Source organism: Bacteroidota bacterium (genome assembly GCA_038746285.1).
In the GTDB taxonomy this organism is placed as follows: Bacteria; Bacteroidota; Rhodothermia; order Rhodothermales; family JANQRZ01; genus JANQRZ01.
The window spans coordinates 19,098-34,473 of record JBCDKT010000026.1 but is presented as its reverse complement, the minus strand read 5'-3'; the positions used below and the strand labels follow the sequence as shown (position 1 = coordinate 34,473).

Genomic DNA, 15,376 nt, shown 5'->3' with positions numbered 1-15,376 from the left:
ATGGTCGCGAGCGCCAGCACGGGGTCCAGCTTCGCCGGCCTCGCCGACTACCTCGGCGGCGGCGAGGAGCGCGTGGGGTGGGTCGAGACCCGGAACGTGTTCGCGGACGACGTGCCCGGGACGGTCGCCGAGATGCGCGAGCAGGCCGGGCTCTCGGCGCGGTGCGAGAAGCCGGTCTACCACGTCACGATCGCCTTCGACCCGTCCGACAACCCGACCGAGGCGGAGGTCCGCGGCGCCGTCGACCGGACGCTCCGGGACGTTGGGCTCCAGGACCACCAGGCCCTCGTCGTTCGGCACGTCGACCGGGACCACGCGCACGTCCACGTGATGGTCAACCGCGTCGGGCCGGACGGCCGCGCGTGGTCGACGTCGCAGGACCGGCGGCGGCTCCGGGCGTCGGTCGAAAGCCAGGAACGAGAGCTCGGCGTCCGGTGGACCGGCCGGAACGCCCGCGCCGCTGGCGTCGCCCGCGAGACCGACCGGGGCTTTGCGCGCGAGGTCCGCGACCGGGCACTCGGGGATCTCAAAGAGGCGCCGACCTGGGCCGACCTCGACGCCCGGCTTCAGGCGAAGGGGATCCGCATCGAGCGACGGGGCCGAGGGGCCGTGGTCACCGACGGGAAACGGGAGGCCAAGCTGTCGTCGGTGAGCCGGACGGTCAGCCGCCCCCGTTTGGAGAAGCGCCTGGGGAGCCTCGGGGCTCATCAGCGGGGACGGGAAGCAGGAGCTCCAAAGGGGCAGAGGCGCTCGCCTGAGAAGCCCGCCAAGGGTCACGCCTCACGCCGACGGGCCTCTGGCGCCGCGCGTCGCTCCGTCTTCCGTGCCCGCCTTGTGGGTCGGTCCTTGGGGCACGCCGTGGCCGCGGACGGAGAGCGCGACGCCGACGAGGTCTTCGCCCGATCCGTCCTGCAAACGGGGAGCAGGGCGGCGCTCCGCGCCGCCGGTCGAGGTGGACGGAAAGCTTCTGGCGAGAGCCCACGTGCTCGGGAGACCCCTTCGTCACACGCTGGCCGGACCTACGAGGCCCGCGCGCGAGCTCGAGACGTGCGCCGAGGAGGCCGCGTCGACCGGATGGAACGGGCCGTCCTCGACCACGCCCAGACGGCTCGTTTGGTGGCCGAGCGCGAGAAGGCGCTCCAGGCGGTCGCCCGGATCGAGGGCGCGGCCGCAGCGGCCGTCACGCGCGCGCAGAAGGGACTCGCTGAGGCCCAGGCGCGAGCATCAGACGTAAAGCGCGCGTTCGGGTCCGCAATGGCGGAGACGTACGCGGAGCCCGGCGCGGCTGCGCAGGCGTACCTGAAAGACGCCGAGGCGGTCGGACTCGACCGGGCGAGCAAGCGGATGGCCGTCGACCCCGAGCGGTACGGGGTGCTCAGGGCGACTCCGGCGCGGTCGAAGTACAGCCTGGTCAGGGGGACGACGACGGAGCCTGCCCGCACGGCCGCTCCGCTGGCGGCGCGCCATGGGCGCGCGTTCGTGGAGGCCCGCGAGGTCGTGCGGACGGCGGAGACGGACGTGAAGCGAGCCGGGGAAACGCACCGCACGGTGGCCTCCGAGCTCTCGAGCCTCCGCTCGTCTGCTCCGTTGTCTAACGCTCACGGGTTTGGCCCCGATGCGATCCGGGCACGGCTCGAGCGGTTGGACCGGGCGCTGAGGGAGAAGGGAACGCGGGCACCCGGCGTGCGGCTCCAGGCCGTCCGGTCGGACGGCGCCGTGGGCCGAGCGCTCCAGGCCCGCGTCGGATCCGTGGGGGTGTCCGTCGCCCAGGCTGCGGCCAAGACGGCGGCCAAATCGGTGGGACGAGAGTGAACCCAGCGCGAATCGTGTGTTGGCTCCGAATCGTCCTCCGAGTCGTCCGTATGTTTGAGCTGTGACTCAAACGTCAATCGATTCCGACGCCTGCGCCGTCCGCCGTGTCCACCCCGACGCGGTGGAGGCTGCGGCCGACCATCTGTCTGAGCGCGCCGACGTGCTCGACGGCGCCCGCGCGCTCTTTGCCGCGCTCGGCGACCCGACCCGGCTCCGGCTCCTCGCAGCCCTCCAGACCGGCCCGCTCTGCACGTGCGACCTCGCCGCCACGCTCGGCGTCACCGAGTCGGCCGTGAGCCACCAGCTCCGCGGCCTCCGCGCGCTCCGGCTCGTCGCGAGCGAGCGCGATGGGAAGATGGTCTACCACCGGCTCGACGACGACCACGTGGCCGCGCTCCTGAGCGTGGCCGCCGAGCACGTCGCCGAAGGAGCCGTTGAGCAGGAACCGGAACCGGCCGATACTGCGTTGGCTCTCGACGCATGACCAAGCTCCGCCGCCTCCTGCCCTCGCTCGCCGCGCTTCTCGCGGTCCTCGTCGTCGTCCAGACGACGGACCTCGTCGCGTGCGCCGACGAGGCGCTCGCGGCCGAGACCGGCGAGACGCACACCGACGCCCGCGTCGCGCAGGGCGGCCACGACGTGCCCGCGCCCGGCGACAGCCACGACGAAGGCGAGCACGAGGAGGGCACGTTCGCCGACTGCCTGTGCCACGTCGTGTTCACGCCGACCGGGATCGTCCCGGACGCCGGCGTCCGTCCGGCGTCCGAGCCCGCCGAGTTCGCGGCCTTCGTCGCCGCGCCGCCCGAGGTCGAGCCGTTGGGGCTGGACCACGTCCCCCTCGCCTAGGACCGTCCACACGAAGGGATAGGTCTGTCCGCGTACTGAGGTCGTCTGCCTCGGTCGCGTAGAGCGCCAGCCCGTGTGGACCGCCACGTCTGTTGGAGACGTGGCCCGAACCCACCCCGCCCGCCACTGGCGGACGCACGCCCGTGCGTCGCCGTGCGGCTGGCGGGACCCCGTCCTCCCCGGTTCTCGGTCCCCCCATGTTCGATCGCATCGTCGCGTTCTCGCTCCGCCAGCGAGTGCTCGTCTTGTTCGCCACCGTCGGCCTCGTCGCCGCCGGCCTCTACGCCGCCACCAGGCTCCCGGTCGACGCCGTCCCCGACGTCACCAACAACCAAGTCCAGGTCCTCACGCAGGCCCCGGCCCTCAGCTCGCTCGAAGTCGAGCGGTTCGTGAGCGTCCCCGTCGAGCTGGCCTTGAAGTCGCTCCCCGACCTCGTCGAGCTCCGCTCGCTCTCGCGCCAGGGCATCTCCGTCATCACCGTCGTCTTCGAGGACGACGTCGATACCTACTTCGCCCGCCAGCTCATCCTGGAGCAGCTGAGGGGCATCGAGGACGAGCTCCCGCCCGGCGCCGAGACGCCCGAGCTCGGGCCGGTCTCGACGGGCCTGGGCGAGGTGTTCCGCTACACGCTCCGCGACACGACGGGCCGGTACTCGCCGATGGAGCTCCGCACGATCCAGGACTGGATCGTCCGCCGCCAGCTCCTGGGCGTGCCGGGCCTCGCCGAGGTCAACTCCATCGGCGGCTACCTCAAGCAGTACCAGGTGCTCGTCGACCCCGACCGGCTCGCGGGCTACGGGCTCACGCTCCGCGAGGTGTTCGACGCGACCGCCGAGGCGTCCGGGAACGCGGGCGCGGCCACCATCGAGACCGGCCCCGAGCAACTGGCGGTCCGTACCGACGGCCTCGTGCAGTCGATGGACGACCTCCGCCAGTCGGTCGTCGCCACGCGCGGCGGCACGCCGGTCACGCTCGGCGACGTGGCCGAGATCACGCTCGGCCCCGCCGTCCGCTTCGGCGCGGCGACCCAGGACGGCGAGGGCGAGGTCGTGACCGGGTTCGCGTTGCAGCTCAAAGGCGCGAATGCCCGCGTCGTGGTGTCTGCCGTCAAGGACCGGATCGAGGAGATCCAGCGGGCGCTCCCCGAGGGCGTCGAGATCGTGCCCTACTACGACCGCACGGCGCTCGTGGACCGCACCATCGCGACGGTCGGCAAGCACCTCGCCGAGGGCGCCCTCCTCGTCATCGTCGTGCTCCTCATCCTGCTCGTCAACCTCCGCGCCGGGCTGGTGCTCGCGAGCGTGATCCCGCTCGCGATGATGTTCGCCTTTATCGGGATGTGGCTGACCGGCCAGAGCGCGAACCTCATGAGCCTCGGGGCCATCGACTTCGGGCTCGTCGTCGACGGCTCGCTCATCATCGTCGAGAACGTCCTGAGGCGAATCGGGGTGATGCAGAAGGACGGCGGCGCCAGGCTGTCGAAGGAGGCCTTCCGCGACCTGGTCTACGAGGGGACGCTGGAAGTCCGCAAGGTGGCCCAGTTCGGCGAGGTCATCATCCTCGTCGTCTACCTGCCGATCCTCTTCCTGCGCGGCATTGAGGGCAAGCTGTTCGCGCCGATGGCGATGACGGTGAGCTTCGCGCTCCTGGGCGCCGTCCTGCTCTCGATCACCTACGTGCCCGTCATGTGCTCGCTGGTGTTCGACCCGGAGAAGCCGGTCAAGCACTCGCCCATCATCACCTGGCTCCACAAGATCTACCGGCCGCTCCTCGACCGCGCGATCGGGATGCGCGCCGTCGTGGTCGGGGGCGCCGCCGTGCTCTTCGCCGTCGCCGTCATGGGCTTCGGCGGGCTGGGCGCCGAGTTCGTCCCGCGCCTGGACGAGGGCGACATCGCCGTCCAGATCATCCGGCTCCCGAGCGTGTCGCTGACCGAGTCCGTCGAGATCGCGGGCGACGTCGAGCAGCGGCTGATGGCCTTCGACGAGGTCGAGACCGTCGTCGGCAACACGGGCCGCGCCGAGATCTCGACCGACCCGATGGGCGTCGAGATCACGGACTCCTACGTCATCCTCAAACCCAAGGACGAGTGGCCCGAGGTCGACGGCGACCGCCGGACCAAGCCCGAGCTGGTGGCCGCCATGCAGGAGGCCGTCGAGGACGTGCCGGCGGGCGTCCAGTTCTACCAGCCCATCGAGATGCGCACGAATGAGCTCATCGCCGGGGCGCGGGGCGATGTCGTGGTCAAGCTCTTCGGCGAGAGCTACGACGAGCTCACGCCGCTCGCGGAGCAGGTGCAGCGGATCGTCCAGGAGACGCCCGGCGCCTCGTCGGTGTCGATGGACCAGACGACCGGCTCCCCCCAGCTCGTCATCCGGCCCGACCGCGCGGCGCTCGCCCGCTACGGGCTCACGGTCGCCGCCCTCAACCAGATCGTCCAGACGGCCGTCGGCGGGTCGGTCGCGGGCGAGGTCTACGAGGGCGAGCGCCGCTTCGACCTCGTCGTCCGGTTCGCCGAGGGCACGCGGAGTAGCCCGGCCGCCGTCGAGGCGCTACCGGTCGTCACGCCGACCGGCGCGCGCGTGCCGCTCTCGGCGCTGGCGTCCGTCACGGTCGATTCCGGGCCGGTGTCCGTCTCGCGCGAGGAGGGCAGCCGCTTCGTCTCGGTTCAGTCCAACGTGACGGGCCGCGACCTGGCGTCGTTCGTCGAGGACGTCCAGACCCGCATCCGGTCCGAGGTCGCGCTCCCGCCCGGCTACCGGGTCGACTACGGCGGCCAGTTCGAGAACCTGGAGGCGGCCACGGCCCGGCTCGCGCTCGTCGTCCCGCTGGCGCTCGTCCTGATCTTCGTGCTCCTGTTCCAGACGTTCGGGTCGATGCGCCTCGCGGCGATCATCTACCTGTGCGTGCCGATGTCGATCGTCGGCGGGGTCGCGATGCTCTACGCGCTCGGGCTCCCGTTCTCGATCTCGGCGGGCGTGGGCTTCATCGCCCTCTTCGGCATCGCGGTCCTCAACGGGCTGGTCATGGTCGGCGCCATCCGCAAGTTCGAGGGGCACGGGCTTCCGCTCCGCGAGGCCGTGCTGGCGGGGGCCGACGAGCGGCTCCGCGCCGTCGTGACGACGGCCACGCTGGCGGGCATCGGGTTCATGCCGATGCTCTTGGGTAGTGGCGCCGGGTCCGAGGTCCAGCGGCCCCTCGCGGCCGTCGTGATCGGCGGCCTGCTCACGAGCACGGTCCTGACGCTCTTCGTCCTCCCGACCGTCTACGCCTGGGTCGGCTCGGGCCAGGCGCCCGACCCGCTCCCGCAGGGTGACGAAGCCGACGCTGACCTCGACCGCCAGCTCGACGCCGAGATCGCGTCGGACTGGGCGCCGACGGCTCCGGCCGTTCGCCGCGCCGACCCGCACGGCGACGGCGACGCGCTGGGGGATCCGACACCCGGGCGCCGCCCAGGGCTTGGACCCGCCCTCGCCATCGTGCTCCTCCTCGGGGCTGGGACCGCGCAGGCCCAGGACGTGCCCCGGCTCCCCACCGGAGGGTTGACGCTGGCCGGTGCGCTCGACCAAGCCGAGGCCGTCGCGCCCGAGCTCTCGATTGGCACGGCCGCCATCGCTCGCGAGGCCGCCCGCCGCGAGAGCGCGGGCATCCTGCCGGCGACGGAGTTCTTCCTGGGCGTCGACCGCGTCCCGACCATCGACGGCGGGTTCGGCGGGACCGAGACGAGCGTGGGCGCGGCGCAGTCGTTCCGGCTCCCGGCCTACTACCAGGCCCAGCGCGGCGCAGCCGACGCGCTTCTTCGCCAGTCCGAGGTCGAGCGCGACGCGCTCCGCCGAGGCGTCCGGCTGCGAGCGGCCCTCGCCTACGTCGAGGTCGTCTTTGCGGACGCCCGCCTGGCACTCGCAGACTCGTCGGTCGCCGTCGCCCAAGGGTTCGCCTACGCCTCGAACCGCCGGTTCGAGCTGGAGGCGACCGGCGCGCTGGAGCCGCTCCAGGCTGAGGTGGCGCTCGCCCAGGCCGAGCGCACCCGCGCTCAGGCCGCCGGGCAGGCGCAGTCCGCGCGGTCCGTCCTCCGGACGCTCCTCGCCGCCCGCGACCCGGTCGAGCTCGCAGACACGCTTCCCGACGGGCCGCTCGACGCCGGCCTCCCGGACCTCGACCGGCTGGCTGCGACCGGTGCGCTGGACTCGCTCTTGGCCCGGGCCAACCCCCGGATCGCCGCGGCCGAGGCGGCCATCGGCGTTGCCCAAGCGGAGGCCCGAGCGGTCCGCACCGAGCGGCTGCCGTCGTTCGGGGCCGAGGCCTCGCTCCAGACCGAGGGCGGCGCCGTCGGCTTCCTCGGGGGCCGTGTCGGCGTGTCCGTGCCTCTGGCGCGACGCGCGAACGACGCGCCCGACCGGGCCGCCGCCGCGGCCGTCGAGGTGGCCAGTTTCGAGCGCGACCGGCTCCTGGTCGGGCTGGCGGTCGATCTCCGCACCCGCGTCGCCAGGCTCCGCGCCGACGCCGAGCAGGTCCGGCTCTACGAGGAGCGCCTGGTGCCCCAGGCCGAGCGCGCCTACGCCATCTCCATCCGGCTCCGCCGCGAGGGCGCGGCCACCTACCTCGAAGTGCTGCAAGCGCAGACGGCGCTGCTCCAGACGCGCGCCGACGCGCTCGACGTCCGCCTCGACGCCGCCCGTCTGCGGACCGAGATCGACGCGCTCCTCGACCCCTCTTTCTAGATCCTCCCGAGGCCTCTGGCGGACCAGACCTCTGACCCCGACTCCGATGAACCGACTCTTTCTGCTCGCTCTCCTCCTCGCCGTCCCCCTCGCGGGCTGCGGCTCCGACACCGAGGCCATCGACGACCACGCCGGTGAGGCACCCGGCGCTCACTCCGACGACGAAGCCTCTGGCGAGGCCGACGACCACGGCGACGAGATCACGCTGACCGAGGCGCAGGCTGCGGCGGTCGAGATCGAGACCGCCGTCGTCCAGGCGTCGCCTCTGGCTGCCGAACTCCGCGTGCCCGCGCGGATCGTGCCGACCGAGACGGGCCGTGCCCAGGTCGGCGCGCTCGTAGACGGACGCGTCGTGCAGCTCCTCGCAGCCGAAGGCCAGGCCGTCCGCCGCGGCGCCGCCGTCGCCGCCATCGAGAGCCCCGAGGTGGCCCGCTTGCAGGGCGAGTACCTCCAGGCCCAGGCGCGCGTGACGCAGGCCCGGCAGCAGCTCGACCGCTCGCGCCAGCTCGCCGCCGAGGACCTCATCTCGGGCACGCTCCTGGAGCAGGCCGTCGCCGACGCGAGCGCCACGCAGGCGCAGGCCGCCGCGCTCGCGGGCGAGGTCCGCGCCCACGGCGGCGCGATCCCGTCGGGGCCGGGCGGCGTCACGGGCCGCGTGACGGTCGCGACGCCCATCTCGGGCGTCGTCTCCGAGCGCCAGGCCGAGCTCGGCGCCTTCGTCCAGGCCAGCGCCCCGCTCTACGAGGTCATCGCACCCGGCCAGGTCTACGCCGACGCCAGCATCGACCCGGCCGCCGCGGTCGCCATCGGGCAGGGCGACGTGGCCGTGGTCGAGGCGCCCGGCGGCCGCCGCTACCGGGGCGTGGTCCAGTTCGTCGGGGCCGAGGTGGCGGGCGAAACGCGCACAGCCACGGTCCGGCTCCGCGTCACGAACGCGACGGCCGAGCTCCGGCCCGAAACCTTCGTGACTGTCGTGTTCGACGTCGAGGCGGGCGAAGGCGCTGAGGCCGGGCGTACGGCGATCACCGTCCCGACGGAGGCCGTCGAGCGCGACGGCGCCCAGGCGTTCGTCTACGTGCCCGTGGACGGTGAGCCCCGCACCTAGGCCCGTCGCGCGGTCACGCTAGGACAAGCGACCGGCGACCGCGTCGAGGTCACGGCGGGCCTGGAGCCGGGAGAGCGCGTCGCCGTGGACGGCGTGTTCGCGCTCAAGAGCTTCCGCAGCCGAGGCGAACTGTCCGAGCACGAGCACTGACCCCAGGACCCTTACCCGCTTCTATCTCATGAAACGCACCGTCCCCCTTCTGCTTGCCGCCGCTGGCGGAGCCCTCCTCTGGCGCCGCGCCCGGCGCTCGGCCTCTGGCGACCCCAGCGTCCTTGGACCCGACGCCGTCCGCCGACTCTACGACCGCCTCGCACCCGTCTACGACCAGGCCGCCACCGCCTACGGGCTCGTCGGGGGCGACCGCTACCGGCGCCGGGCCGTCGAGTCGCTCCAGCTCTCGCCTAGCGACACGGCCGTCGACCTCTGCTGCGGCACGGGTGCCAACCTCCCCTTCCTCGTGGAGGCCGTCGGTCCGACGGGTCGCGTCGTCGGCGTGGACCTCTCGCCCGGGATGCTCGCCCAGGCGCGTCAGCGCGTCGAGGCCGAAGGATGGGAGTACGTGGAGCTCGTCGAGGCCGACGTCCGGGAGTTCGCGTTCCCCGGGCCTGTCCACGGCGTCCTCTCGACGTTCGGGATCGAGATGGTCCCCGAGCACGCCGACGTGATCGCGCGCGCCGTGGACGCGCTCACGCCCGGCGGCCGGATCGCCGTCGGCGGGCTCCGCCGCCCCGACGGCTGGCCCGAGTGGCTCATCCGCGCGGGCGAGATCGTCAACCGACCGTTCGGGGTGAGCCGAGCCTACGAGGACATCCAGCCGTGGCGCTCGGTCGAGGCCCACGCCGAGGACGTCCACTACGAAGAGCACCTCCTCGGGGCGGCCTACCTCGCCACCGGGCAGGCTCCAGGTCTCTCGTGACAGCTCCGCTGCCCTCCGCGAAACCAATACACCGAACGTTTGCACGTCGGCTCAAATGTTCTGTTAGTTTGAGCGTCTGCTCAAACGTATCGAGCGCTGCCCCTCCTCATCCCCTCGTAGACCGCACGTGACCCGGACCCGCTACCACGTCGAGAAGATGGACTGCGCCGCCGAGGAGCGGCTCGTCCGCATGGCGCTGGCCGACGTCGAGGGCGTCGGGCCGCTCCGCTTCGACCTCCCCGCTCGCCGTCTCGACGTCGTCCATGAGGGAGACCAGGCGCGGGTCACCGAGGCGCTCGACGGGCTGGGGCTGGGCGCCCGCGAGATCGAGAGCGGCTTGGCCGCCCCGGGCGACCTCCGCGACGAACCGGCGCAGGAGCGCGGGCCGCTCTGGATCGCGCTCGCCATCAACGCCGCGTTCTTCGTCGGCGAGCTCACGGCCGGGCTCGTCTCGGGCTCGATGGGCTTGGTGGCCGACTCGCTCGACATGCTCGCCGACGCCCTCGTCTACGCGCTGAGCCTGCTCGCGGTCGGCGGGACCGTCCTCCGCAAAAAGCGGCTCGCACGGTGGAGCGGGTATTTTCAAGCGGGCCTCGCCGTCTTTGGACTCGTCGAGGTCGTCCGCCGGTTCGTCACGGCCGAGGCGCCGCCCGACGTGCCGACCATGATCGTCGTGGCCGCGCTCGCGCTCGTGGGGAACGTGGCGACGCTCCTCGTCCTGCGCCGTGCCCGGGGCGGTAGCCCGGGTGAGGCCCACGTCGAGGCCTCGTGGATCTTCACGTCCAACGACATCAAGGTCAACGGCCTCGTGATCGCCTCGGCCCTCGTCGTCTGGGCGACGGCCTCTCCGATCCCCGACCTCGTCGCGGGCGCGCTCATCTTCGTCGTCGTGGCGAACGGCGCGCGGCGGATCCTCGCCCTCTCCCGGTAGCCATGCCCGACCGCTCGACCTTGTGGGACCGCCTCCGGTACACGCTCTACGCGCCGGTCTACGACCCCGTCGTCCGCCGCCTCGACGCCGGACGCCGCCGGTCGCTCGCGCTCGCCCAGGTCCAGCCCGGCGAGCGCGTGCTGATCCCCGGCTGCGGGACCGGGCTCGACTTCGCACACCTCCCGCCAGAGGCGGAGGTCGTCGCCGGGGACGTAGCGCCCGGCATGGTCCGCTCCGCGCGCGCCGAGGCGGCCCGCCTCGGGACCGCCATCGAGGTCCGGGAACTGGATGCCCACGCGCTCGATCTCCCCGACGACTCGGTCGACGTGGTCTTGCTCCACTTGCTGCTCGCCGTCGTGCCCGACCCCGAGGCCACGATCCGAGAGGCCTCCCGCGTGCTCCGTCCCGGAGGCCGCGTGGCCGTCTTCGACAAGTTCCTCCCCGACGGCGAGCGCCCGTCGCTCCGCCGCCGCCTGGCGGGGGCCGTCGCTCGCGTCGTCGCCACCGACCTCAACCGCCAGCTCGGACCGCTCCTGGACCACGCCGGGCTCGTCCTCGTCCACCGCGAGCCCGCTCTCTTCGGCGGCCTGTTAGAGGCCGCCCTCGCCCGCAAGCCCCCCTCTCCCGACCCTTCTCCTGATGCCTGACCTTCTCCGCCTCGACCTCCCGGTCCTTCTCCCCGACGCCCCAGACGCTCGCGACGCCTGCGTCACGCGGTTGACCGACGCGCTCGCGGCCACTTCCGGCGTCGAGCGCGCCCACGTCGTCCCCGCCGAGGGCGGTCGTCCGGCCCAGCTCTGCCTGCACTACGACCCGAGCGCGGTCGCGCTCCCCCGGCTGCGGCGCACGGCCGAGGCCGCCGGTGCCCGCATCACCGAGCGCTACGGCCACGTGCTCTGGCCCGCCGACGGGCTCGGGCACCAGCGCCGCGCCCGGACCGTCACCGAGCTCATCCAGAAAGCGCCCGGAGTGGTCGAGGCCGAGGCCAACGCGACCGGCCCGGTCCGCATCGAGTTCGACCGCGAGGCGACGAGCGAGGCCGACCTGCGCCGCGCGCTGGCGGGCCTCGGCGTCACCGTCCGCGGCGACGATCCGCCGGAAGTCGCCGCAGTCGAGGGCGACGACCACACCGGTCACGACCACGCGCCCGGCGAGGGCCACGACGACCACAGCGGGCACGACCACGCCCCAGGCGCGCACGGTGGCCACTCCCACGGCGGCATCTTCGGCGAGCGGACCGAGCTCATCTTCGCCATCCTGAGCGGCGTCTGCGTCGGTTTGGGATGGGCGCTGGCGACGTTCACCGGCGTCGCGGAGACCATCCCGTTCGTGCTCTTCCTCGGCGCCTACCTGTTTGGCGGCTGGTTCACCGTCCGCGAAGCCGTCGACTCGATCCGGGCGGGCCGCTTCGAGATCGACTTCCTGATGCTGGTCGCCGCCGCAGGCGCCGCCGCGCTGGGCGAGTGGTTCGAGGGCGGGCTCCTGCTGTTCCTGTTCTCCATCGGCCACGCGCTCGAGGGCTACGCGATGGGCAAGGCCCGCCGCGCCATCGAGGCGCTCGGCGAACTCGCACCGGCGACGGCCCGCGTCCGGCGTGACGGCGTCGAGACGGAGGTGCCCGTCGGCGAGCTCCGCGTCGGCGACACGGTCGTGGTGCGCCCCGACGAGCGGATCGCGGCCGACGGCATCGTGGCCGTCGGCACGAGCGCGGTCGACCAGGCGCCCGTCACGGGCGAGAGCGTGCCGGTCGACAAGCAACCTGCGCCCGACCTCGACGCCGCGCTGGCAGACGCCGAGGGCGCGGCGCCCGAGCACCGCGTCTTCGCGGGCACGCTCAACGGCTCCGGCGCGCTCGACGTGGTCGTGACGCGGCCTGCGGGCGAGACGACGCTGGCGCGCGTGGTCCAGATGGTGGCCCAGGCCGAGACCGAGCGCTCGCCCACGCAGCGCTTTACCGACCGGTTCGAGAAAGTCTTCGTGCCGTCCGTGCTCGCGTTCGTGGTCGGCCTGATCGTCGTGCCGCCGCTCTTGGGGGTGCTGGGCGTCTGGTCGGAGCCGTTCTCGGAGAGCTTCTACCGCGCGATGGCCGTCCTGGTGGCGGCGTCCCCGTGTGCGCTCGCGATCGCGACGCCGTCGGCCGTGCTCTCGGGCGTGGCCCGAGCCGGACGTAGCGGCGTGCTCGTCAAGGGCGGCGGTCCGCTGGAGGCGCTCGGAGGCGTGACCGCCATCGCGTTCGACAAGACGGGCACGCTCACCGAGGGCGAGCCGCGCGTGACCGACGTCGTCCCGGCCGACGGTGCGACCGAGGCGGAGCTCGTCGAGGCCGTCGTCGCCGTCGAGCGCCTGAGCGAGCACCCGCTCGCGCGTGCCGTCGTGCGCGACCTGGCCGACCGGGCCACGGGCGCGGCGAAGGCCGAGAACCTGCGGAGCGTGACCGGCCACGGCATCCGCGCGACGCTGGCAGGCGAGGCCGTCTCGGTGGGCAAGCCGGACCTGTTCACGCTCGACGGCGGGACGGCGGCCCCCCCTGCCCTCCTGGAGCGCGACCGCGCGCTCAAAGCCGACGGCCGCTCGACGATGCTCGTGCAGCGCGGCGGGCGGTTCCTAGGCGTCGTCGGGCTCATGGACACGCCTCGCGAGGCCGCGCGTGCCGTGATCCGCCAGCTCCACGCGCTCGGCATCGAGACCACGATCATGATCTCGGGCGACGCCCAGGTCGTCGCCGAGTCGGTCGGCCGGGCCGTCGGCATCGACGAGGCGCGCGGCGACCTCCTGCCCGACGACAAGGTGGAGGCCATCAAAGCCCTCCGCCAGCAGGGTGAAGTCGCGATGGTCGGCGACGGCGTCAACGACGCGCCCGCGATGGCGAACGCGACGGTCGGCATCGCGATGGGCGCCGCTGGCTCCGACGTGGCGCTGGAGACGGCCGACGTGGCGCTCATGGCCGACGACTTGTCGAAGCTGCCGTTCGCCGTCGGCCTCTCGCGGAAGACGCGCGGGATCATCCGCCAGAACCTGTGGATGAGCCTCGGCATGGTCGCATTCCTGGTCCCGGCGACGCTCTTCGGGCTCGGCATCGGCCCGGCGGTCGCGCTCCACGAGGGGTCGACGCTCATCGTCGTCTTCAACGCCCTCCGGCTCCTCGCCTACAAGGAGCCGGGGGGACTCGCTGCGAGCCCCTCGAACTCACCGTCCTCGTAGAACCGGAGCTTGTGGCACTGGAGGGGCCGGTGGCCGCGCACGAGGAGCAGTTGCTCACTGTCGTCCATCAGCCGGAGTTCGTCCGGCATCACGAGAGGGCGGCCGTGCTCGCTCATCGACGCCCCCTCGCTCCGGCCCGACGACCGGCTCTTGCCACGGCTCCGGCTCTTGCCCGTCGTGGCCCCGTGCGAGAACACGGTCCGGGTGCCGGTCATCTTCGAGAGGTACTCGGCCGTGAACTGGTCCGTCGTCCCGAAGGCCTGGACCACGTCGGTGTTCGCGATGAACGTCTCCCAGTCCTTGGGGTAGGTCTGCTTGAGCTGGCCGAGGTCCTGGAGGAAGGGCCACACCTGGACCCCGTAGCCCGCCATGAGCGAGACGGCCCGGCGGACGGGCGCCATCGGGCCGAGCTGGGCGAACTCGTCCAGGAGAAAGAGCACGCGACTCTCTCCTCCCCCACCGCCAACCGTCATGGGCCGCGCTCGCGTCACGGCCACGAGCGAGGTCGCGACGACCAAGCGGAGCCAGCGCGAGAACGTGTCCAGCCGGTCGGGCGGCACCATGAGGTAGACCGAGAGCCCGCCACGGGCCAGGTCCGCCGGGTCGAACGTGCTCTCTCCCAGGACCGTCACCATCCGGGGCGAGTCGAGAAAGTGCGTGTGGCTCTGGGCCGACGAGACGACGCCGGACCGCTCGCGGTCGGCCTTCTGGCGGAGCCGGTTCGAGGTCCGCTGAACGGTCGCGTCGGGGTGGCCGCCCATCGTGACGAGCAGGTCGTCGAAGGGCTCGGGCGCGAGCGTCAAGAGCTCGCGGACGTGGGGGAGAGACCGCTCGGCTCCAACGCGCGAGAGCGCGACGTAGAGCACGAGCCCCGCCAGGAGCGCCTTCGCCTCCTCGTCCCAGAACGAGCCCTCGGCCCCGCCCTTCTGGGGCACCACGAGCATGTCAGCGATCATAGCCGCGTCGTCGGCCGCGTCCGGGCTCGCGCTGTCGATGAGGTCGAGCGGGTTGAGCGCGCCGCGCGCCGCCTCGACCTCGGCCTCGGGGAGCCCGAGGCGGCCCGCCAGCCCGAACGGGTCGAGCCCGACCACGCGCTGGCCCAGCCTCTGGCGCCGGTGGCGCGCTGTGATGGCGTAGTTCTCGCCCTTGGGGTCCGTCACGACGACCGAGCCGCCGTGATTCAAAAGGTTGGGCACGACGGCGCCGACGCCCTTGCCCGCTCGGGTCGGTGCGACCGTGAGCAGGTGCCCCGGCCCGTCGTAGCGCAGGACCGGCCCCGGCTTCCGTCTCCGTTTCGGCTGCCCGCGCCCGATGAGCACGCCTCTCGTGGCGTCCGCCAGCGCGGCGCCGTCGCCCCACGTGGCGGACCCGTGGCTCGACGACGCTTCGCGGGGCTCGGGCGCCGTGAGGAAGGCCATCGCGACGAGCGCGAGCGTCCACGCCAGCCCGAACGACCACCCGGCCACCTGGACGGGCGTCGACCCGATGCCCTGCGTTCGGATCGCCTGGGCGACCCACCGCGCGCCGTCCGAGGGCTCGTAGAGCGGGCCGACGAACACGGGCGCCATCACGACGAGAAGGAGCACGAGCGCCCACCCGCCCCGGTTGCGGTCCACGAGCACCGTGTGCCCGATCCCGCCCAGCGCGCCCGCCGCCACGGCGAGGAGCAGGGCGTACGCCGGTGGGTCCGCGCTCCAGACCGGCTCGCCGAGCGCCGGGTGAAACTTGGCGTACCACGCCAGCGCGTGCGTCGCGACGACGCCTCCGACGCCCACCGGGACGGTGAGGAGCGCCAGGAGCGCGCCGCCGGAGCGCGAGCCGGGGACGGTGTCCTGCGCCTCCAC

General features: G+C 73.1%; 10 protein-coding genes. 9 read left to right on the top strand and 1 reads right to left on the bottom strand.

The features are described from left to right. From AAGI91_09985 to AAGI91_09945, 9 genes are all read left to right on the top strand, one after another. The gene (locus tag AAGI91_09985) at positions 1-1,812 is read left to right on the top strand and encodes a relaxase/mobilization nuclease domain-containing protein (GenBank protein ID MEM1042947.1); all 1,812 of its coding nucleotides are present in this window, start codon (positions 1-3) and stop codon (positions 1,810-1,812) included. 61 nt (positions 1,813-1,873) lie between these two features. Then, positions 1,874-2,296 (top strand): metalloregulator ArsR/SmtB family transcription factor, encoded by a 423-nt coding sequence (locus tag AAGI91_09980; protein MEM1042946.1) that lies wholly within the window; start codon positions 1,874-1,876, stop codon positions 2,294-2,296. Continuing rightward, a complete protein-coding gene (locus tag AAGI91_09975) occupies positions 2,293-2,658 on the top strand; it encodes a hypothetical protein (GenBank protein MEM1042945.1) in 366 nt (121 codons plus the stop codon). Before AAGI91_09980 ends, AAGI91_09975 begins: the two co-directional genes overlap by 4 nt. Positions 2,659-2,855: 197 nt before the next feature. Continuing rightward, positions 2,856-7,379, top strand: a complete 4,524-nt coding sequence (locus AAGI91_09970; protein MEM1042944.1) for a CusA/CzcA family heavy metal efflux RND transporter — start codon at positions 2,856-2,858, stop codon at positions 7,377-7,379. Between the two features lie 46 nt (positions 7,380-7,425). Beyond that, positions 7,426-8,484 (top strand): efflux RND transporter periplasmic adaptor subunit, encoded by a 1,059-nt coding sequence (locus tag AAGI91_09965; GenBank protein ID MEM1042943.1) that lies wholly within the window; start codon positions 7,426-7,428, stop codon positions 8,482-8,484. Between the two features lie 178 nt (positions 8,485-8,662). Then, positions 8,663-9,400 carry a methyltransferase domain-containing protein gene (locus AAGI91_09960; protein MEM1042942.1) on the top strand — a complete coding sequence of 246 codons (738 nt, stop codon included), beginning with the start codon at positions 8,663-8,665 and terminating at the stop codon, positions 9,398-9,400. Between the two features lie 127 nt (positions 9,401-9,527). Next, a complete protein-coding gene (locus tag AAGI91_09955) occupies positions 9,528-10,331 on the top strand; it encodes a cation transporter (protein MEM1042941.1) in 804 nt (267 codons plus the stop codon). Positions 10,332-10,333: 2 nt separating this feature from the next. Continuing rightward, complete coding sequence (locus AAGI91_09950) at positions 10,334-10,978, top strand: methyltransferase domain-containing protein (protein MEM1042940.1); 645 nt, start codon at positions 10,334-10,336, stop codon at positions 10,976-10,978. Then, positions 10,971-13,532 (top strand): heavy metal translocating P-type ATPase, encoded by a 2,562-nt coding sequence (locus tag AAGI91_09945; protein MEM1042939.1) that lies wholly within the window; start codon positions 10,971-10,973, stop codon positions 13,530-13,532. Before AAGI91_09950 ends, AAGI91_09945 begins: the two co-directional genes overlap by 8 nt. Here the strand turns inward: AAGI91_09945 and AAGI91_09940 are convergent. Then, the gene (locus AAGI91_09940) at positions 13,478-15,376 is read right to left on the bottom strand and encodes a type IV secretory system conjugative DNA transfer family protein (GenBank protein ID MEM1042938.1); all 1,899 of its coding nucleotides are present in this window, start codon (positions 15,374-15,376) and stop codon (positions 13,478-13,480) included. The genes AAGI91_09945 and AAGI91_09940 overlap by 55 nt on opposite strands.

Bases quoted from the DNA above. Each gene is read 5' to 3' on its own strand.
- AAGI91_09970 (MEM1042944.1), top strand. From the start codon at position 2,856: ATGTTCGATCGCATCGTCGCGTTCTCGCTCCGCCAGCGAGTGCTCGTC.
- AAGI91_09965 (MEM1042943.1), top strand. From the start codon at position 7,426: ATGAACCGACTCTTTCTGCTCGCTCTCCTCCTCGCCGTCCCCCTCGCG.
- AAGI91_09975 (MEM1042945.1), top strand. From the start codon at position 2,293: ATGACCAAGCTCCGCCGCCTCCTGCCCTCGCTCGCCGCGCTTCTCGCG.
- AAGI91_09960 (MEM1042942.1), top strand. From the start codon at position 8,663: ATGAAACGCACCGTCCCCCTTCTGCTTGCCGCCGCTGGCGGAGCCCTC.
- AAGI91_09985 (MEM1042947.1), top strand. From the start codon at position 1: ATGGTCGCGAGCGCCAGCACGGGGTCCAGCTTCGCCGGCCTCGCCGAC.
- AAGI91_09945 (MEM1042939.1), top strand. From the start codon at position 10,971: ATGCCTGACCTTCTCCGCCTCGACCTCCCGGTCCTTCTCCCCGACGCC.
- AAGI91_09950 (MEM1042940.1), top strand. From the start codon at position 10,334: ATGCCCGACCGCTCGACCTTGTGGGACCGCCTCCGGTACACGCTCTAC.